This is a genomic window from Dellaglioa sp. CoH-56-MRSF-12 (assembly GCF_056782075.1).
The window spans coordinates 226,893-245,369 of sequence record NZ_JBXAYD010000003.1 but is presented as its reverse complement, the minus strand read 5'-3'; the positions used below and the strand labels follow the sequence as shown (position 1 = coordinate 245,369).

General features: G+C 34.9%; 21 protein-coding genes. 18 read left to right on the top strand and 3 right to left on the bottom strand.

The annotated features are described in order from the left end of the window. The first annotated feature begins 165 nt into the window (after positions 1 to 165). The 4 genes from AC1RPY_RS04840 to AC1RPY_RS04825 all read left to right on the top strand — a co-directional run bounded on the left by AC1RPY_RS04840 (position 166) and on the right by AC1RPY_RS04825 (position 3,230). Positions 166 to 783, top strand: a complete 618-nt coding sequence (locus AC1RPY_RS04840; protein ID WP_481761600.1) for an NAD(P)H-dependent oxidoreductase — start codon at positions 166 to 168, stop codon at positions 781 to 783. A gap of 157 nt (positions 784 to 940) precedes the next feature. Continuing rightward, the gene (locus tag AC1RPY_RS04835) at positions 941 to 1,525 is read left to right on the top strand and encodes a sugar O-acetyltransferase (protein WP_481761599.1); all 585 of its coding nucleotides are present in this window, start codon (positions 941 to 943) and stop codon (positions 1,523 to 1,525) included. A 115-nt stretch (positions 1,526 to 1,640) separates the two neighbouring features. Continuing rightward, on the top strand, positions 1,641 to 2,558 hold the full coding sequence (locus tag AC1RPY_RS04830) for an amidohydrolase family protein (protein ID WP_481761598.1): 918 nt from the start codon (positions 1,641 to 1,643) through the stop codon (positions 2,556 to 2,558). Beyond that, on the top strand, positions 2,559 to 3,230 hold the full coding sequence (locus tag AC1RPY_RS04825) for a putative quinol monooxygenase (RefSeq protein WP_481761597.1): 672 nt from the start codon (positions 2,559 to 2,561) through the stop codon (positions 3,228 to 3,230). Positions 3,231 to 3,349: 119 nt separating this feature from the next. On the opposite strand, the gene AC1RPY_RS04820 is transcribed toward AC1RPY_RS04825, so the two are convergent. After that, positions 3,350 to 3,715, bottom strand: a complete 366-nt coding sequence (locus AC1RPY_RS04820; RefSeq protein WP_481761596.1) for a DUF805 domain-containing protein — start codon at positions 3,713 to 3,715, stop codon at positions 3,350 to 3,352. Between the two features lie 225 nt (positions 3,716 to 3,940). Between AC1RPY_RS04820 and AC1RPY_RS04815 the strand changes: the two genes are divergently transcribed. From AC1RPY_RS04815 to recA, 14 genes are all read left to right on the top strand, one after another. Continuing rightward, the gene (locus tag AC1RPY_RS04815; protein ID WP_481761595.1) at positions 3,941 to 4,156 is read left to right on the top strand and encodes a helix-turn-helix transcriptional regulator; all 216 of its coding nucleotides are present in this window, start codon (positions 3,941 to 3,943) and stop codon (positions 4,154 to 4,156) included. A gap of 1 nt (position 4,157) precedes the next feature. After that, positions 4,158 to 4,595 (top strand): hypothetical protein, encoded by a 438-nt coding sequence (locus tag AC1RPY_RS04810; RefSeq protein ID WP_481761594.1) that lies wholly within the window; start codon positions 4,158 to 4,160, stop codon positions 4,593 to 4,595. Positions 4,596 to 4,629: 34 nt separating this feature from the next. Further along, positions 4,630 to 5,334, top strand: coding sequence for a hypothetical protein (locus AC1RPY_RS04805; RefSeq protein WP_481761593.1), 705 nt, complete (start codon positions 4,630 to 4,632; stop codon positions 5,332 to 5,334). A gap of 61 nt (positions 5,335 to 5,395) precedes the next feature. Continuing rightward, complete coding sequence (gene recQ, locus AC1RPY_RS04800) at positions 5,396 to 7,147, top strand: DNA helicase RecQ (RefSeq protein ID WP_481761592.1); 1,752 nt, start codon at positions 5,396 to 5,398, stop codon at positions 7,145 to 7,147. Between the two features lie 20 nt (positions 7,148 to 7,167). Beyond that, on the top strand, positions 7,168 to 7,629 hold the full coding sequence (locus AC1RPY_RS04795; protein WP_481761591.1) for an ASCH domain-containing protein: 462 nt from the start codon (positions 7,168 to 7,170) through the stop codon (positions 7,627 to 7,629). 4 nt (positions 7,630 to 7,633) lie between these two features. Further along, the gene (locus tag AC1RPY_RS04790) at positions 7,634 to 8,014 is read left to right on the top strand and encodes a VOC family protein (protein ID WP_481761590.1); all 381 of its coding nucleotides are present in this window, start codon (positions 7,634 to 7,636) and stop codon (positions 8,012 to 8,014) included. A 135-nt stretch (positions 8,015 to 8,149) separates the two neighbouring features. Next, on the top strand, positions 8,150 to 9,094 hold the full coding sequence (locus AC1RPY_RS04785; protein WP_481761589.1) for a Gfo/Idh/MocA family protein: 945 nt from the start codon (positions 8,150 to 8,152) through the stop codon (positions 9,092 to 9,094). Positions 9,095 to 9,306: 212 nt separating this feature from the next. After that, positions 9,307 to 10,767 carry a glycoside hydrolase family 1 protein gene (locus tag AC1RPY_RS04780; RefSeq protein WP_481761588.1) on the top strand — a complete coding sequence of 487 codons (1,461 nt, stop codon included), beginning with the start codon at positions 9,307 to 9,309 and terminating at the stop codon, positions 10,765 to 10,767. A gap of 11 nt (positions 10,768 to 10,778) precedes the next feature. Then, positions 10,779 to 11,450, top strand: a complete 672-nt coding sequence (locus AC1RPY_RS04775) for an N-acetylmannosamine-6-phosphate 2-epimerase (RefSeq protein WP_481761587.1) — start codon at positions 10,779 to 10,781, stop codon at positions 11,448 to 11,450. 201 nt (positions 11,451 to 11,651) lie between these two features. Then, positions 11,652 to 12,233 carry a sugar O-acetyltransferase gene (locus AC1RPY_RS04770; RefSeq protein WP_409022058.1) on the top strand — a complete coding sequence of 194 codons (582 nt, stop codon included), beginning with the start codon at positions 11,652 to 11,654 and terminating at the stop codon, positions 12,231 to 12,233. Positions 12,234 to 12,454: 221 nt separating this feature from the next. Continuing rightward, positions 12,455 to 14,032 carry a BCCT family transporter gene (locus tag AC1RPY_RS04765; protein WP_481761586.1) on the top strand — a complete coding sequence of 526 codons (1,578 nt, stop codon included), beginning with the start codon at positions 12,455 to 12,457 and terminating at the stop codon, positions 14,030 to 14,032. 239 nt (positions 14,033 to 14,271) lie between these two features. Continuing rightward, a complete protein-coding gene (locus tag AC1RPY_RS04760; RefSeq protein ID WP_481761585.1) occupies positions 14,272 to 14,577 on the top strand; it encodes a rhodanese-like domain-containing protein in 306 nt (101 codons plus the stop codon). Positions 14,578 to 14,745: 168 nt separating this feature from the next. Continuing rightward, a complete protein-coding gene (locus AC1RPY_RS04755; protein ID WP_409022061.1) occupies positions 14,746 to 15,171 on the top strand; it encodes a MarR family winged helix-turn-helix transcriptional regulator in 426 nt (141 codons plus the stop codon). A 215-nt stretch (positions 15,172 to 15,386) separates the two neighbouring features. Beyond that, positions 15,387 to 16,547 carry a recombinase RecA gene (gene recA, locus AC1RPY_RS04750; protein ID WP_481761584.1) on the top strand — a complete coding sequence of 387 codons (1,161 nt, stop codon included), beginning with the start codon at positions 15,387 to 15,389 and terminating at the stop codon, positions 16,545 to 16,547. Positions 16,548 to 16,661: 114 nt separating this feature from the next. On the opposite strand, the gene AC1RPY_RS04745 is transcribed toward recA, so the two are convergent. Beyond that, positions 16,662 to 17,072 (bottom strand): hypothetical protein, encoded by a 411-nt coding sequence (locus AC1RPY_RS04745; protein ID WP_481761583.1) that lies wholly within the window; start codon positions 17,070 to 17,072, stop codon positions 16,662 to 16,664. Beyond that, positions 17,065 to 18,375, bottom strand: coding sequence for a Y-family DNA polymerase (locus AC1RPY_RS04740; RefSeq protein WP_481761582.1), 1,311 nt, complete (start codon positions 18,373 to 18,375; stop codon positions 17,065 to 17,067). The genes AC1RPY_RS04745 and AC1RPY_RS04740 overlap by 8 nt, the downstream gene beginning before the upstream one ends. Positions 18,376 to 18,477 lie beyond the last annotated feature (102 nt).

Sequence of the window (18,477 nt, the reverse complement as noted above, 5' to 3'; positions counted from 1 at the left end):
ACAAATAACACGATTTTGTATCTTGTAAATCACGCGATAAATGATTAATATAAGTGTAACAAATGTAACACTTATAGCAAGAAAGATAAATGACACTTGAAGTATTTTATATAAAGTCATTAAAGTCGGAAAATTTATTAAACTAATTAAAAGAGGTTATTGAACATGAAAAAAATTTGTATTATATTTGATCATCCCTACACTGCAGACGCTGGATACAATGAATTGCACAATAGGAGTTATTCAGCGGCATTACTAGTTAGTGCTAAAGCAGCGTATGAAAAAGAGGGCTGTATTGTGGACGTAATTGATTTGCATAAAGATGGGTTTGATCCTGTAATGCACCAAGAAGACCTAATATCTTGGCGTAAGAAGATACCAACGGATTCTATGACGGCGAATTATCAAGAACGCCTCATGGCTGCAGATGAGCTTGTCTTTATTTTTCCAATCTGGTGGGAATCTATGCCAGCTATGATGAAGGGATTCTTTGACAAAGTTATTGCTAAAGGGATTCTTTATACAGAGCAGGAAAATAAAAAATTATTTAAAAATGAGATGGTTCATTTAAAGAAAGTTAAAATGGTTACAACTATGTCAACACCAGGTTGGATTTATCGAACTATCTTTGGAAATCCTGTGACTAAAATGGTATTTAGGGGAACATTCCGGAAGATGGGGTTTAACCAGTTGAAATGGTTTAACTTTGCTGCAGTTCAAGGAATGAAACTTGAAAAACGACAACAGTTGTTGAAGAAGTTTGAAAATAATATTGTGAAGTAAGAGGGTTCAACCTGATTGGGTAAATACAATTAGGTTGGCTCTTTTTTAATATCACTAGAACCGAATCTTTTGAATTTAGTTCAGTTAATTTAAGTAGTATAATACAATTGAATTATTAAGGAAGAAAAGGGCGTCAAATAGTGAATGGAGGGGCAAAATGATGACAGAACATGAAAAATTATTGGCAGGTCAAGATTATGATTATCGCGACCCAGAATTACAGGGTATGATTGCGGCGGGTAAAGAATTAGTCACTATAATCAATACGACAACTGACCTAGAGAAAAGAGCAACAGCAATTCACGAGTTGTTAGGGAAATCTGGGGAAGGACTCGTTATTAATGGTCAATTTAATACAGTTTATGGTAAACATATCACTGTTGGTGATGATGTTTTTATTAACGGTAATTGTACATTTCAAGATTCAAACAAAATCACATTAGGAGATCGTGTCATTGTCGCGCCAGACACGAAGTTATATTGTGGTGAACATGCATTAGATGCAACAAAACGTTTTGGAAAAAGACAAGATGGTAGTCGTTATTTAATTACTTATACTAAACCAATTACAATTGGAAACGATGTGTGGATAGGTGGAAATGTCACGATTATTGGTGGCGTTCATATTGGGGATAATGTGATTGTAGCAGCTGGTGCAGTGGTGACAAAAGATGTTCCTGACAATACAGTAGTGGGCGGCGTGCCCGCCAAAGTTATCAAACAATTAGAGCCATTAAAATAAGAAAATTTTTATATTAGGTGAGAGGAATGAGCAGGCTATTTTAGCATTTTTGCCTAGTATTAGATAATCAGCTAAATTAAAGAAACCTAAATTAGGTTGTAGGAGGGAAAAGTTAATGACAAGTATTGATGTTTTTGCACACGTTTTACCACCACATTTTTATAACGAGATGTTAGCTATTCAGCCGAACTTGCCAGAAAAAATGCCATTTATTAAACATCCCATATTGATTGATATTGAACAAAGACGCCTATTACGGAACAGAAATGTCCAACAAGTTATCTCAGCAGTCAACGTGAATCCTGAGGACTACGTAGGGCCAGAACAAGCAGCGGCATTATGCTGGCAAGCTAATAACGAAATAATTGAAATGGTTCAACAAAATGCAGACTTGTTTAAAGCGGGTATTGCAATGATACCTCTAAATAACATCGATGAAGCAACACGTATTATAAAAGAACAAGTGCTAAAAAATTCAGAATTAGTTGGCATTCAGTTATTTACGCGTGCCCTTGGAAAAAGTATTGCTGCAAAGGAATACCGGGTTATTTTTGAAATGGCTGCACAATTAAATATCCCAATTCTGTTACACCCAATTTTTGATGATCGTAAACCAGACAATAATATTATTTTTAGTTGGGAATATGAACTAGCGCAAGCAATGTTGCAATTAGTACAGTCAGGAATTTTTAATGACTATCCTACACTTAAAGTAATTGTTCATCATGCTGGGGCAATGGTGCCTTATTTTGCTGAACGAATTAACCATATTCTATCACCAGAACAGGCAGCTGATTTTAAACGTTTCTATGTAGATACTGCATTATTGGGCAATCCTAAAGCATTAGGGTTAGCAATTGATTATTATGGTGTTAGCCACGTACTGTTTGGAACTGATGCACCGTTAGGGATTGCGCCAGCTGGAGCAACGGATGCCATAATTGAAGCTTTAGATCAGTTGAATCTTTCGAAAGATGATCGAGCCCTGATTAATTATGGAAATTATAATCGTTTGATGGGATTGGGTGAATAAATGATAGAACTTAAGAATGCCCCATTATTAAGACTATTCAAACTTAAAATTAAGCTATCTGATCGTGAAAGATTTGAAAAAGCAGGGATGATTAATTTAACGACCTCAATTCAGCAAGAAAAAGGAACTTTGGCGATGTACAGTGTACATTTGGATGAGGCGGGTACTGAAAATATTGTGATTGAATCTTATCAAGACGAAGATCAATATCAAAAACATGCAAATTCGGCTCAATTTAAAATGTTTAGTAATATCGCATCTCAGGCAGTAATTGAAAAATCGATGATTAATTTATCCCCAGAATTACTGTTAGAAAAAACAACAGCCTTGCATGAATTGAAGCCTGACAGAGCTATACTCAAAGTAACAAGTATTGAAATAGAGCCGAATAGGGTTAAAGAATTTAGAGAAGTTTCATTGAATACTATGAAACAATCATTTGAAAATGAAGCAGGACTCTTAGTGACATACATTGCTTCTGTAGATGGAGATTTAAATCAATGGATTTTCGTTGAAATTTACCGGAGTGACGAGGATTACCAAGCTCATTTACAAACAATGAATTTTAAAAAATATGTAACAGAGACGAAAAAAATGGTGCTTAATAAACGAATAGAGACACCTGTAGCAGATGTTTTAGTTAATCAGGGTGGATTATTTTTTGAAAAATGAAGATAGAGCGGTAATCAAGTTAGTCGATTACAGTGCTATCTTTTTAATTTTCCGTAAACAAAAGAGGTGCTGATAAATTTTATCAGCACCTCTTATTAATAATCGAGTATCAATATAATTTAACCCCAGCGATTTGATTTTCTGGGTAAAACCATTAAAATAAAGAACCAAATACTACCGACTAATGGAACGAATTGGATTAAAATCCACCAACCAGAACGATCAGTATCATGTAAACGACGAACTGAAACAGCAAAGTTTGCAATCCAGACGATAAACATAACAATATTTCGACTTGTCATAAAAGTAAGTTCACTAAAATTATAAATCGAATCGATAGGATGGCCAACGAGTGACGTATAAAAATAAATAATAATTGCTCCTAGAATACTATTAATAATCGTAGGCCACCAATAGTCTGATCTATTCGATGTGTCAGAAAAATTAAAAATATTTTCCCAGAAATTTTTGTATGATTGAACCATATGCTTAATCCTCCTTTTTAAAACGTTTTATTTAGTTAAAAGACATCGTTAGATTATTAAATTAGTTAATCTGACGATGTTTATTTAATTATAGTATAAATAAATAGAAATTTATATTGATATGCTTGGTGCCAGAAATAATCAGCTAGTTGACTTAAGAAAATAATTATTATATTATGAAGTTAACTTCACATGAAGTATATTTCATATTGAAAGGTGTTCATTATGCAAAATAAAGTTAAAGAATACAGAACTAAGCTTGAATTAACACAGGAACAGTTAGCTGAGAAAGTTCAAGTTTCTAGTCGAACAATTATCTCACTTGAAAAAGGTAAATATAAGCCATCTATAATGTTGGCCTATCGTTTGAGTTTATTGTTTGATTGTCAGATTGAAGCGTTATTTCAGCTAAAGGAAAATTTAGAGATGGAGGAGAATTAAAATGAAAATCTATAGTTATCGACATTTTTTTGTAGGTTTATTTTTTATGTTTGTGGGGATTGCCTCAATTTGGATAATGAACTTAGATTTTAAAGATGCTTTTGATTGGTCAAAATTGATTAGATCATTTATTAATGTTGTCTTATCATTTGGAATTGCGGCCTATCAATTTTATATAACTTTTTCTAAAAAAGGACTGAAAGAAGAACAGCTGGAGAATGTGGATGAACGAAATAAGTTAATTGATCAGTCTGTGAACGCAATGATTGGAAAAATTATGAATAGCATGATTTTAATTCTAGCGTTTGGGTTTATCATTTTGTGGGCATTTCTAAAAGTAAGTACGTTATTATGGATTGGTGCACTACTTTTCTTTTTGTATACGAATATAATAATCATTTCAATAATATTAGCGATATACTACGAGAAAAAGCTTTAATAATAGAGGCGTAACAGGTTAGGAGATTTTTGGCATGAAGAAAAATATGTTAATATCAATCGGTTTTTTGATGGTAGTTTTTTTAGGTATCTTAGGATTTAAAACATTAATTCAAGTTAAAGATACACAACCGGCTAGTTGGGCAGAAATCAGTCGAATTCAACCGACAGAAAATATAAAATTAACCCAAAAATACAAAATTAACGCAGGAACAAATGGCTTACCAGTCCAAGCAAAAATAGTCGTCGGTGGTGATGCTATATTACCGCATAAAAATTATGCTACACCCGCTGATTGGACCATTAAAAAAGGGTCCAAAGATGCATCAAATATGAAAGTTGTATTTAATCTTAAAAATTCGAAAGTACGTGGCACTAAGGTACAATTAAATACGTCAGATGCGTATTCTGGAGGACCAATGCCTGCCACGGTTCCAATTGAGATTGGACAAATTCAAGGCAAATTACAAGAAGAATATGGTCATTTTAAGGAAACGGCAACTATTGAAATTGGAGATAACACTTGGTATCTAAGCGTTATCCTTGAACCTAAAGTTAATTCAATTCACTATCTTTATTATCGAATTGAAGACACAAGTAGTGTTAGTGATTCGACAATTGTCGTTGATTATATGACTAAACTTAGGGCAGCTCAACAAAATCCCGCGGGACTAATGAATGATTTGGGTGATGTTGAAGCGGTCATTAAAACACTTTCTAAAACATCTGTGGCGTCTTAACCTATGCTATAATTTAAAGACATAGAATTATCTGAGAAAATGAGCAAAGAGAAAGGATTATATGAATCCACAATCAGTTTTAAAAGAAAAATTTGGGTACGACAATTTTCGCCAAGGTCAAAAAGAAGTTATTGATCGTATTCTAACGGGTGAAGATGTTTTAGCTATTATGCCTACAGGCGGCGGAAAATCGCTATGTTACCAAATTCCAGCACTTATATTAGATGGACTAACGTTAGTGATATCTCCTTTAATTTCTTTAATGAAGGATCAAGTTGATGCTTTAAATGAAAATGGCATTCCAGCAACCTTTATCAATAGTACGCTAGATTACACGGAGGTTCGTGAACGCTTTAATCAAGCTGCTCGTGGTGAAGTTAAGTTACTTTATGTGTCACCAGAACGATTAGATTCTGATGGTTTTATGGCAGATTTAGCGGAATTAAGAATTGATCTTGTCGCTATTGATGAAGCGCACTGTATCTCACAATGGGGGCACGATTTCCGTCCTAGTTATTTACGCTTAACGGAAACGATTCAACGTTTGAATTCGAATCCGACGATTATTGCATTAACAGCGACAGCGACAACTCAAGTAGCTGCGGATATTATGCAACGATTATCGATTATACATGAAGTTAAAACTGGGTTTTCACGTGAAAATTTAGCCTTCCAAGTCGTTAAAGATCAAAATAGTGATCGTTTCTTACTCGAGTATTTAAAGGGACAGAAACAACAATCTGGTATTATTTATGCAAGTACGCGTAAAGAAGTCGAACGGTTAACGAAATTAATAAAAAAAGCTAAGATTAAAGTGGCGATGTATCACGGCGGGTTGCAAGAAGATGAACGTCGTCAGAATCAGGAAGACTTCTTGTACGATCGTGTTCAGGTAATGATTGCGACGAATGCATTTGGGATGGGAATTGATAAAAGTAATGTTCGATTTGTAATCCATGATCAGATACCTGGTAGTTTAGAAGCTTATTATCAAGAAGCCGGACGTGCTGGACGAGATGGCTTGCCAAGTGAAGCAATTTTACTTTTTAATTTAAAAGATGTTCAGATTCAACATTTTTTCATTGACCAATCTGAAATGGATGATGTTAATAAAAAACATGAGTATTTAAAATTACAAGAAATGACGCAATACGCAAACACGCAACAGTGTTTACAACAGACAATTGTGAATTATTTTGGCGATGAAGCACCAGAATGTGGCCGTTGCGGCAATTGCTTGGATACACGAGATGCACAAGATATTTCGATTGATGCCCAAAAGGTTTTATCATGTGTAAAACGGATGGGTGAACATTTTGGTAAAGGGTTAGTCGCACAAGTTTTAACAGGTTCAAAAGTCCAAAAGGTGATGCAGTTTAGATTTGATGAATTACCTACGTATGGACTGATGAAAGATCAATCGCAGAAGGAAGTTTCTGGATTGATTGATTATTTAGTTGCGTCAGGTTTTTTACAGGCTTCAAGCGGCCAATATCCGGTTCTGCAACTTGCTGCAGAAGGAGTTGGCGTCTTAAAAGGTGAAACTAAAGTTACACGTAAAATGGCTGTAAAAGTTAAACAAGCATTACCTGAAGATAATGAACTATTTGAAGAATTAAGACAATTACGTCGCGAATTAGCAGAGGAACAAGGTGTACCGCCATTTGTTATCTTCTCTGATAAAACGTTATATTCAATGTGTGAGGTTATGCCGGAAACGTTAACTGATATGTTGGATGTTAAAGGTGTTGGTGAAAGTAAATTGGAAAAATATGGTGAGTTGTTCTTAGATATATTAAACGCAGAAGATTAAATTCTTGAAGGAGAGTTCATATGACAATTTATGAGTATTGGCAAGCATTTAAAAAGGCAAATAAAATTGAACATGATAATTATGATGCATGGTCATTTGGCGTCACTAAGAAAGAAACGTTAGAATTAGGTAAATTAGTTTTAGATGGTCTTAAAACAGGGACATCGTCAGCTTATAATTTATATTTTGATGAAGAACCTTTACCAAAAGTTGGCGATTACAATGTCATTGTTGATTATAAAGATAATCCAATGGCGATTACGAAAACAATAAAAGTTTATGTGACACCATTTAACGAAGTTACAGAAGAGCATGCTTTTCTTGAAGGCGAAGGCGATAGAAATTTAGCTTATTGGCGAAGTGTTCATCAATCTTTTTTTGAAGAAGAATTAGAAAGTGTTAATAAGACATTTGATGAGACAATGCCAGTGGTTTGTGAGGAATTTGAATTAGTTTTTCCGATTGAAACAACGGAGGTTTAAGCAAATGAAAATCGAACACGTTGGTTTATGGGTAGAAAATCTTGAAGCAATGCGTGATTTTTATGTGACTAATTTTAAGGCAACTTTTGGTGTGCGTTATGACAATGGGACTAAAGGATTTTCGTCATACTTTTTGAGCTTTCCAGATGGTCAAGCAAGATTAGAAATTATGACGAGAACGGATATTACAGATCGCTATCCTGATGGATTTGGTTATGCACATTTAGCCTTTTCTGTTGAGAATCATGTGACCGTTGATCAAATGGTGATTGATTTTAAAAAATCTGGAATAGAAGTTGTTAGTGGCCCTCGGACAACAGGGGATGGCTATTATGAAGCAGTCATTTTGGACCCTGAAGGAAACAAAATTGAACTTGTAGGTTAAAAAATAAGATTGAATCACGAGAAGGTCACCCCGGAAATGGGGTGACCTTTTTGAGTTTGAAATTTAATTTGGTGCATACTGTATGAGTCGGCTATAATTAATGAAAACGGTTAAATAGAAATGGAGATAAGAACAATGAATTTTGGAATTATTGGTTACGGTAATATTGCAAAGCGATTTTATGAAAGTATTCGATATACAAAAAATGGACAAGTTACAGCAATTGGATCAAAGTCATTATTTAATGACGATGTGTTTAAAGCGAATAATCCAGATATAACCATTTATGATTCATATCAAGCTCTTTTAGGCGATGATTCGATTGATGGCGTTTATATCGCATTGCCACATATGTTGCATAAAGAGTGGTCACTAAAGGCGTTGAAGCTAAATATTCCGGTATTTTGTGAAAAACCGGCTGTACTAACAACGACAGATATGAAAGAAATTGAATTAGCTTCAAGTGAAAATCAAACCTTATTTGTTGAAGCGTTTAAAACAAAATTTAACATCGGTATGGATCATTTAAAACAAGATTTAGCTTCAATCGGACCCATCCAAACCATGTCAGCTAACTTTTGTTCTAATGCCATTCCATCTCAAAAAGCAACTTCATATTTACTTCAAAAAGGACAGGGTGGTGCTTTGAACGATATCGGTACTTATCCAATTGGTTTTGTGTTAGAAATTTTAGGTTCAGATATTTCGCATATTGAATCAAAATTAGACATGCATAATGGGATTGATGAAAAATTTTCAGCAACGATACATTTTGAAAAAGGCGCTCAGGCACTCATTGAAGGCGCAATAAATGAAGCTAAACCGCGAGTTGCGATTATTGTTGGGCAACAAGGTCGTATCGTTATTCCAATGTATAATCGAATTGAAAAATATACGATTGAATTAAATGATGGACAAAAAATTAATCGGGACTATAGTATCGTTGGAGATGATATGACGCTTGAAATTCAAGCTTTTATTAATCTAGTTGAAATTGGTGCAAAGACTTGTGAGCGACATAGCCTACAGGATACGTTTAATATTATTCAGGTTATTGAAAAAATAAGGCAAGGTGAGTAAGCCTTTAAACTAACTTTGACAGCGCTTACTATATTTGATATACTTAATTTGTCAAATAAGGGCTGTAACTGATTCGATCAGGCATTACCTATTGATAACTATTTGTTTAGTTATCAATAGGTAATTTTTTTGAAAAAAACTAGTAAAACCTCTATTTGAAATAGTTCACAGATACATAAGTTAAACAAAAAACTTTGAAGGAGTGTATTAATATGTATAAAACAGATTATCCAAAAGGGTTTAAAAAAGGTTTCTTATGGGGTGGCGCAACAGCTGCAAACCAAGTTGAAGGTGGCTGGGATTTAGATGGCAAAGGGATGACTACTGCTGAAGTTATTCGTAAATCTGAAAAAAGAACAGAAATGAATCTTGGTTCTGTCACAATGAAAGTCATTGAAGAAGCGATGGACGATAAAACCACTGACCATTATCCAAAACGTCGTGGGATTGATTTCTATCATAATTATAAAGAAGATATTAAATTATTTGCAGAAATGGGTTTTAAAACATACCGGATGTCTATGGCATGGGCACGAATTTTTCCAAATGGTAATGAAACGGAACCCAATGAAGCTGGGTTAGCATTTTATGACCGCGTTTTTGATGAGTTAGCTAAGTATGATATTGAACCTGTTGTCACATTATCGCATTATGAAATGCCACTTGATTTGACAGTTAAACAAAATGGGTGGGTAAGCCGTGACACAATTGCTAGTTTTACACATTACACGGACGTTGTACTTAACCGTTTTAAAGATAAGGTTAAATATTGGTTAACGTTTAACGAAATTAATGTTAGCTCATTTGGTTTCATGGAAACGGGTGCTGTTGACAGTGAATTAACACAGAGAGAACAATTACAAATTCGGTATCAAGCTGTTCATCACCAATTTATCGCAAGTGCTTTGGTAGTTGAACAAGCACGGAAAATTAATCCTGATTTTGTGGTAGGTTGTATGCTTGCTAGAATGCAAACTTATCCATCAACGCCTAATCCAGCAGATGTTCGTGCCGCTCAAGAAAATGATAATTTAAACTTGTTCTTCACCGATGTTCAAGTCCGCGGCGAATACCCTGAATACATGAACCGCTATTTCAAAGAAAATGATGTTCATATTGTGATGGAGCCAGGGGATGAAGCTATTCTTAAAATGGGCAAAGTTGCGTTCCTTAGTTTTAGTTATTATATGTCAACGGTCACTTCAGCTGGCAAAACGGGTGATACATCGTTAGGAAATATGATTAATGGTGAAAAAAATCCTTACTTAGAAACAAGTGACTGGGGTTGGCAAATTGATCCCATTGGATTAAGAATCACATTGAATGCAATGTGGGATCGTTACCGTGTGCCACTATTTATTGTTGAAAATGGAATTGGGGCCCTAGATAAGTTAGGCGATGATGGCAAAGTTCATGATGACTATCGCATTAAGTATCTTGAAGAACATATCATTCAAATGAAAGAAGCTGTTATGGATGGTGTTGATTTAATGGGGTACACAATGTGGGGCTGCATTGATTTAATTAGCGCATCAACTTCAGAAATGAGTAAACGTTATGGGTTCATTTATGTTGATCAAGATGACGATGGAAATGGCTCATTGAAACGTTACAAGAAAGATAGTTTTGATTGGTATAAACAAGTTATTGAGACAAATGCTAGTGATATATAAAGGGAGATAATATGATGAATTTAGATGAAATAAAGAATGGGTTAGTTGTTTCTTGTCAGGCACTAGAAGGTGAACCATTATTTAGTTCATTTATCATGGGGAGAATGGCCCTTGCAGCTGAGATGGGTGGTGCTGTGGGGATACGAGCAAATTCAGTTTCTGATATTGTAGAAATTAAAAAACAAGTAAAATTACCGTTGATTGGCATAATCAAACGAGATTATGCAGATTCAGAAGTCTATATTACAGCAACGATGAAAGAAGTAGATGAATTACTGGAAACTGACGCTGAGATTATTGCATTAGATGCAACGGTTAGACAACGGCCTCATAATGAAAAGGTAACTGATTTAGTCAATAAAATTCATGAAGGAAATAGATTAGCCATGGCAGATATTTCTAATTATGAAGAAGGCGTTATGGCTGAAAAAAATGGATTTGATATGGTTTCTACAACGATGTCAGGATATACAGAATATACGGACGAAAGGGATAGCCCAGATTTTGATTTACTAGAAAAGTTAATTAAAAATCTTAAAATCCCTGTTATTATGGAGGGTCATACAACGACTCCAGAAGAAGTTAAGAGAGCATTTGATATTGGCGCATTTTCGGCAGTTGTCGGTGGCGTTATTACAAGACCTAAACAAATAACACAACTATTTGTTGATAAAATAAGTTAAATAAATCTTCTAATGATTGATGAACAGCGAATATGCTGTGAATTGTTATTAGAAGATTTTTCTGTAATAATAGGGTTAAAATTTACTCTAATTAAAATTAATCCAATTCAATTAATGTTAATAAAATAGCTTTATTTTACTGTGTTTATAGAAAATAAATTTCTATTTAACAAATCATGACATAAGTGGTATTCTTATAACATGATAAAAACTGAGAGAGAAAAGATGTCAGATGGTGAACCGTATGAGCAGTTGGATCCTGAACTAGTTGAACGACGAGAACTGATTCGGAGAAAACTGCGGACAATTAACCAGCTTGACGATAATAAGCAACAAAATACAAATATTAAAGCATTATTGGCTGATTCCGGTGAAGACTTTTGGGCCGAAACGGGAATCGAATTTGATTATGGATTTAATATTCATATCGGAAATCACTTTTATGCGAACTACCATTTAACGATGTTGGACACTTGTCCAATCACAATTGGTGATCATTGTTACATTGGACCAGACGTTGGATTTTACACGCCAGTACACCCCTTATCTGCAAAATTACGTGATGCGGATGTTGAAATGGGTAAACCAATTACGGTTGGTGATAGTGTCTGGATGGGTGGACACGTCACGATTTTACCAGGAGTTACGATTGGTAATCGAGTCGTTGTCGGCGCTGGATCTGTGGTCACAAAATCGTTTGGTGATGATCTCGTAATTGCGGGTAACCCGGCACGAATTATTCGTTATCTAGATGATAACGGTGACGTGAGTCCAGGTAAGTGATTCGATAGAATATTATAATTTACGTTATGAGTATTTGTATAAGATAGCAAAGCTAACAAGCACGCTGTGCAGATATCCCTAGTGGAGAAACTGTATCAGTGTGCTTTTTTTGTGCAATTAAAAGCAGAATTATCGGAGTGAGTACGGCGATGAATTAAAGATCGTGCTCTAAAATTTAGGAGGAAATTTTTATTTTAGAAAAACAGAATATCGACAAAAAAATGTTTTTACCGACTGTGGCATTATTTATTTTAGTATCAGTTGGATTATTACTCGGTGGGTCTGGTTTGAAGGCAGAATTAGGTTCAATAATGGATGCTATTACGGCCCACTTGAGTTGGGCTTACCTTGGTATCTATATTCTCAATTTTGTTTTCTTTTTATATATTGCATTAAGCCATTATGGCAAAATTACATTGGGTAATAAAGGCGAAAAGCCGGCATACAGTGATTTTAAATGGGGTAGTATGGTATTTGCGACGGCCATTGATGCCAGTATTTTAATGCTTAGCATGGTTGATCCACTTCGCTACGTGCAACAACCTTTGTTTGGTGCTAAAGCGATGTCTCCTGCTAATTATCAAAATGCTCACATGTTAGGTCAATTTGATTGGGGTCCAATGGCGTGGATGATGTTTGCATCTTCAGCTGTAATTATTTCATACGTTATGTACGTTAAAAAAGCGAAAGTTATGTGTGTTAGTGATGTGATTCCTATGTTAAAAGGGGATCAGCCTTATAAAAAAATCTTACGAAAAATAATTGATTTTCTTGTCGTTTTCGGTATTATGGGCGGTGTTGGTTCATCAGTTGGGATGGAAATACCTGTATTATCAAAAATTATCGCAACATTAACGGGAGTCCAAGATACAATACTTTTAAAATTAGCATTATTTGTTGTCCTGTTCAGCATTTTCACGTTAACCATGTTTAAAGGAATTAAGGGTGGGATTGATCGATTGAGTTCAGCTCATATTTGGACAGCCATTGGCTTTTTGTTAATTGTTCTGTTAGTTGGACCAACGGTTTATATTTTGAAGTCAGAAGGTAACAGTCTTGTACTGATGGTTACTCAGTTTGTAGCAATGAGTACAGGGACAGCTTCAGGATTAGGTCATGCGATTGACCCTGTTAAATCGGAAACTATTTTCTATTGGGGTTGGTGGTTAACTTTCATGCCATTCATGGGCTTATTCATTGCTAGAATTTCGCGTGGACGAACGATTCGTCAGGTGATATTAGGGATGCTTGCGTATGGTGCTTTAGGATGTATGAGTTTCTACGCAATCTTAGGTGGTTATTCACTCTATTTACAACAAAGTGGAGCTGCTGATTTAATTCATACACTGAATGTATATGGTCAAGCTGCAGCAATTGCACAAGTTATTTCAACATTGCCATTTAAATACGTAATGTTAGTTATCTATGCGATTTCATGTTTTATCTTCTTAGCAACGACGATTTCATCATCTGCATTTATCGTGTCGTCGTTTACTAGTACAAAACTCAAACCGACAGAGCAACCAAGTTTGTTTAACCGCTTGGTTTGGATGGGAATTTTCATGTTATTCTCATTTGGTATCGTCTTCGTTGGTGGTTTTAAAACAATCCAAGCTATCTGTTTATTAGCTGGGTTCCCATTAATTTTTGTGTCACTGTTATTGATTATTTCAACGTGGCAGTACTTAGCCGAAGATCGTTCAACGGAAAGTGCTCATGATTCATTGGTTAAAATTTTTGGAAAATTAAAGAAGAACTTAGTTTCTTATCAACATGTGATACATGATAGTAATAATTAAATATAAAGAGGCCACTCCGTTATTATGGAGTGGCTTTTTAGTACCCATTTTTAGTATTATGTTATAACCTACGCTGTTCCCAATTAAAAAGAGACGTAAGTCTTACCTTAGAGCCTTCTAAATCTATCAATATTAAAATCTAAATATTTGAAAAATATGAAATAAAAACATATGATAATATAGATAATAAATTGATACAGACTAATAAAAACCATAACTAAATAAAAGAGGGTAACTAAATGAACTTTGAAGATGATATTCCAACAATTACGACTACGGAACTTGACCTATTATTAGCACAAAAGCCACAGATTATTGATGTTCGAGAAGATGACGAGTTTGCTGAAGGCCATATTCCTGGGTCAATTAATATTCCGTTAGATGAAGTTGACGATTATGAATTAACAGGTAAAGCATATATTATTTGTCGATCAGGACGTCGTAGTGCACAAGCTGCAGATATCCTATTTGAAAAAGGTTATGATGTTGTTGATGTATATGGCGGAATGCTTAGCTGGCAAGGTTCAACAGTTACAGGTAGTTAAACGTTTTCAGTGATAACATATTTTTATTAAAATCGGGGACGTATTACTTGTGTATACGCCTCTTTTTACATTATAATAAGTCAAATAAACATTTATGTATTAGAAATCAATAATTTTTTGCTTTATTTTGGGTGGGAACTAAGGCGATCTATAACTAGGAGGGTCAAAATGATTGAGTTAAGTGGGACTTTCAACAAATTAAATCAGTTGTTGAGCTTGTATGGGAAACAAGATGGACTAATGAACATTAAACAATTGGGGACAATTGATACTTATTATCTAAATGCGATCGAACAGTTGAACAGTCCAACAATTGGACGCGTTTCAAAATTGTTGAATCAATCAACGCCAAATACGAATTACCATTTGAAAAAATTAATCACATTAGGATTAGTGGAAAAAAAGGCTGATATAACAGATAAACGAGTTGTTCACTTATCTGTTACGGATAAGTATAAAGGTCTAACAACTTTTAATAGTGACTTTTGGAATCAATTGGAAAGTAAATTGGAAACGCAAGTTACAGGGCAGGATCTTGCAACGTTCAGACGCGTTTTAAAAGAGACAATTAGTCAGATTGAATCGATGGAATAAGTTAAATAAATAGAAATTATTTAAGAAAATGGCGTACTTAATTAATGAGCATGCAGTATAATTGAATACATCGATACCTAGTAAGAACGATAATTGCATCGTTCTTTTTATTTTCGGTAAAGATGATTTAACGCTTGCGATATAAATTTTAATGAGGTATGATAAGTAAATGGAAACGAACAGATGTTCTACTATTGAGAGGATGGTTACTAACTATGGCTAACAGAAGTATTGCAACCGGAGACGGCAAAAGAAAAGACGGTAAAGAACGCGAAGCAGCACTAGAAAAAGCGTTATCAGCAATTACAAAAGAATTCGGACAAGGTGCCATCATGAAGATGGGGGACAAAGCTGACACGAAGATTGATGTTACTTCAACTGGGATTTTATCATTGGATTACGCATTGGGAGTTGGTGGTTTTCCTAAAGGCCGTATTGTTGAAATATACGGACCAGAAAGTTCTGGTAAAACAACAATTGCACTTCATGCAACAGCAGAAGTCCAAAAAAATGGTGGTACAGTTGCTTATATCGATGCTGAAAATGCCATGGATCCCGCATATGCAACAGCATTAGGTGTTGATATTGATGGATTACTATTATCACAGCCAGATACTGGTGAACAAGGATTAGAAATTGCAGATGCTTTGGTATCCAGTGGTGCCGTTGATCTTGTCGTTATCGATTCAGTTGCAGCTTTAGTTCCTCGTGCAGAAATTGAAGGCGAAATGGGTGACGCTCATGTTGGGTTACAAGCTCGTATGATGTCACAAGCTCTCCGTAAATTGGCTGGTTCAATCAACAAAACAAGAACAACTGTTATTTTTATTAATCAATTACGTGAAAAAGTTGGTGTCATGTTCGGTAGCCCTGAAACAACACCAGGTGGCCGTGCCTTAAAATTCTACGCAACAATTCGCTTAGATGTTCGTCGCCGTGGACAAATTAAAGATGGTACGGATGTCATTGGTAATGAAACAACTATTAAAGTTGTTAAAAACAAGGTAGCACCACCATTTAAGATTGCTGAATTAAATATGATGTACGGGTCAGGTATCTCAGCTACTGCTGATATCTTAGATCTTGCTGTTGAAAATGGTATTGCTGAAAAAGCTGGGTCATGGTTCTCATACCATGGCGAACGTTTAGGTCAAGGTAAACCAAATGTCGTTAATATTTTGGAACAAAAACCTGATATGTTACATGATATGGACCAAGAAGTTCGTGCAAAATTATTTGCACCCGATGAAGAACCTGCTAAAGAAGTTAAGGAAGAATCAGCAGCACCAAAGAAAACAACTAAAAAAGTTAAAAAAGCTGACGATGCTCCAGTGTTAGATTCAAAAATCGAAACATTAGATTTACCAGAAGCTTAATAAAAAAAATAGTAAAGTGAACCTCCAGTATTGGACCAATCCAATACTGGAGGTTTTTTTATAATTAATCAAACAAAAAAGGTAGAAGAAGTATAGTAAGTAGAAGTTATCTACTTATATACTTCTTCTACCTTCTCCATTAGTCATTTGGCTTAATGATATTGCATGAATATCATTAATTTTAACGGTGATATGATTGATAATTATATTATCTTCATACCAGCCATTAATGAGTCCCTGTATAGGTTCTAAAAGTGTATCATCCAAATTTTTATTAGTGAGATCAACAGTGACAGGGGTGGATTTAATGATTGCCAAATTGATTACTTCTGCAATTTTAGTATCATTCATCTTAATGTCATGTGTTAATTTCTGTTTTCGTGTCTCTTCGTTTAATTTTTTTGTTCGAGCCGATGTATGGTCGCTTAAATAGAATCCTTGCCATTTCATCATACCGCGATCGTGATAATCATATTTTAAAAATTGATTTATCAAATTTGCATCAACATCAGTTGTTTTACTCATAGGTATTACCCCCAGCATGGCCACCGACTAACCCAGCGCGATAAATAGCTGTTGCACCTTCAGACTTACTGGAAAGTTTTACGATCGATTTAAAACCATATTTTTTTCGTATGATGTCAATGGTATTGTCCAAGTTGTGATTCTTTTGTTCCGTATTATTAGTGTCAAACATGTCTAATTGTTGACTATTATCGTCAACTAATTTGCCACACGAAATACTAATATGTCTTAGAGCTTCATGACGCCATTTTTTTCGAAATAGGTCGATGGCATATTTTGTGATTTGGGCATTACTATTTGTTGAATCAATTTTTAATGAACTACCAAAGCCTGAATATCTTTTTCCAGAATCTGTCGTTTCGGCTAAAGAAAATCCAATGCCTAAATTAATGACAGTAGCCACTTTGTGATGAGAACGTAATCGTGCTGCTACTTGTTCTGCAATTTCACGAATAACGACTTCAATTTCAGATTGGATAACATAGTCTTTTGGTAAGACTTGGCTATTACCATAGGATTTTTCCTTGGGGGTATATTTATCATGAATGATTGAACGATCAATTCCCCAAGAAAACGCAAATAATTGGCTACCAATTACGCCAAATTTGTTTTTTAATTCATATGGGTTGAAGTGAGCTAAATCGTTCATTGAATTGATATGATTTTTTTGTAATTTTTCGGCAGTTTTAGATCCAATTGACCAGATATCGTCAAGTTGTGTTATTGGCCATAACTTATCGGGGACGTCTTCATAATGCCATTCAGCAATTAAACTATGGTTATGTTTTGCTTCAATATCCAGAGCTAATTTAGCAAGAAGTGGATTATCACCAATACCAACGGTTGTATAAATTCCTGTTTCCCCTTTGACCGCAAGTTGAATTTTACGAGCAACTTCATAGGGACTATTTCCGAAAAGTTTCCAACTAGTCGTCATATCAATAATTGACTCATCGATAGAGTATGGGTGAATATCGTCATTTGAGGCAAATTGTTGAAATAGCTTATTGATTTTTAAGTTCTCTTCTATGTAAAGATTCATTCTGGGTTGGGCAACAACTAAACGTTTATCATGAATTGGAACATCAGTAGCTCGTGATACGTTTGTGATACCAAATATTTTCTTAGCCATAGGGCTAGCAGCTAGTACTAACCCGCTACCTGTATTCTTTGCTGTAGACATAACAACGAGAATAGAGCGTAATGGATTAAGACCGCGTGCAACTGATTCGACAGAAGCATAGAAAGATTTTGAATCAATCATAAAGATGACTTTTCTAGGTTCGTTACTATAATTGTACATTCGAGGAAACCTCCTTAACATATATCCAATTATACGAACATACGTTTCTTTAGTCAATGATATTTAGTCAAGCGGTGCTATAAATAATAAAAAGAATAACTT

Coding starts and splice junctions, on each gene's coding strand:
- AC1RPY_RS04840 (WP_481761600.1), top strand. CDS start 166: ATGAAAAAAATTTGTATTATATTTGATCATCCCTACACTGCAGACGCT.
- AC1RPY_RS04835 (WP_481761599.1), top strand. CDS start 941: ATGATGACAGAACATGAAAAATTATTGGCAGGTCAAGATTATGATTAT.
- AC1RPY_RS04830 (WP_481761598.1), top strand. CDS start 1,641: ATGACAAGTATTGATGTTTTTGCACACGTTTTACCACCACATTTTTAT.
- AC1RPY_RS04825 (WP_481761597.1), top strand. CDS start 2,559: ATGATAGAACTTAAGAATGCCCCATTATTAAGACTATTCAAACTTAAA.
- AC1RPY_RS04820 (WP_481761596.1), bottom strand. CDS start 3,715: ATGGTTCAATCATACAAAAATTTCTGGGAAAATATTTTTAATTTTTCT.
- AC1RPY_RS04815 (WP_481761595.1), top strand. CDS start 3,941: ATGCAAAATAAAGTTAAAGAATACAGAACTAAGCTTGAATTAACACAG.
- AC1RPY_RS04810 (WP_481761594.1), top strand. CDS start 4,158: ATGAAAATCTATAGTTATCGACATTTTTTTGTAGGTTTATTTTTTATG.
- AC1RPY_RS04805 (WP_481761593.1), top strand. CDS start 4,630: ATGAAGAAAAATATGTTAATATCAATCGGTTTTTTGATGGTAGTTTTT.
- recQ (WP_481761592.1), top strand. CDS start 5,396: ATGAATCCACAATCAGTTTTAAAAGAAAAATTTGGGTACGACAATTTT.
- AC1RPY_RS04795 (WP_481761591.1), top strand. CDS start 7,168: ATGACAATTTATGAGTATTGGCAAGCATTTAAAAAGGCAAATAAAATT.
- AC1RPY_RS04790 (WP_481761590.1), top strand. CDS start 7,634: ATGAAAATCGAACACGTTGGTTTATGGGTAGAAAATCTTGAAGCAATG.
- AC1RPY_RS04785 (WP_481761589.1), top strand. CDS start 8,150: ATGAATTTTGGAATTATTGGTTACGGTAATATTGCAAAGCGATTTTAT.
- AC1RPY_RS04780 (WP_481761588.1), top strand. CDS start 9,307: ATGTATAAAACAGATTATCCAAAAGGGTTTAAAAAAGGTTTCTTATGG.
- AC1RPY_RS04775 (WP_481761587.1), top strand. CDS start 10,779: ATGATGAATTTAGATGAAATAAAGAATGGGTTAGTTGTTTCTTGTCAG.
- AC1RPY_RS04770 (WP_409022058.1), top strand. CDS start 11,652: ATGATAAAAACTGAGAGAGAAAAGATGTCAGATGGTGAACCGTATGAG.
- AC1RPY_RS04765 (WP_481761586.1), top strand. CDS start 12,455: ATGTTTTTACCGACTGTGGCATTATTTATTTTAGTATCAGTTGGATTA.
- AC1RPY_RS04760 (WP_481761585.1), top strand. CDS start 14,272: ATGAACTTTGAAGATGATATTCCAACAATTACGACTACGGAACTTGAC.
- AC1RPY_RS04755 (WP_409022061.1), top strand. CDS start 14,746: ATGATTGAGTTAAGTGGGACTTTCAACAAATTAAATCAGTTGTTGAGC.
- recA (WP_481761584.1), top strand. CDS start 15,387: ATGGCTAACAGAAGTATTGCAACCGGAGACGGCAAAAGAAAAGACGGT.
- AC1RPY_RS04745 (WP_481761583.1), bottom strand. CDS start 17,072: ATGAGTAAAACAACTGATGTTGATGCAAATTTGATAAATCAATTTTTA.
- AC1RPY_RS04740 (WP_481761582.1), bottom strand. CDS start 18,375: ATGTACAATTATAGTAACGAACCTAGAAAAGTCATCTTTATGATTGAT.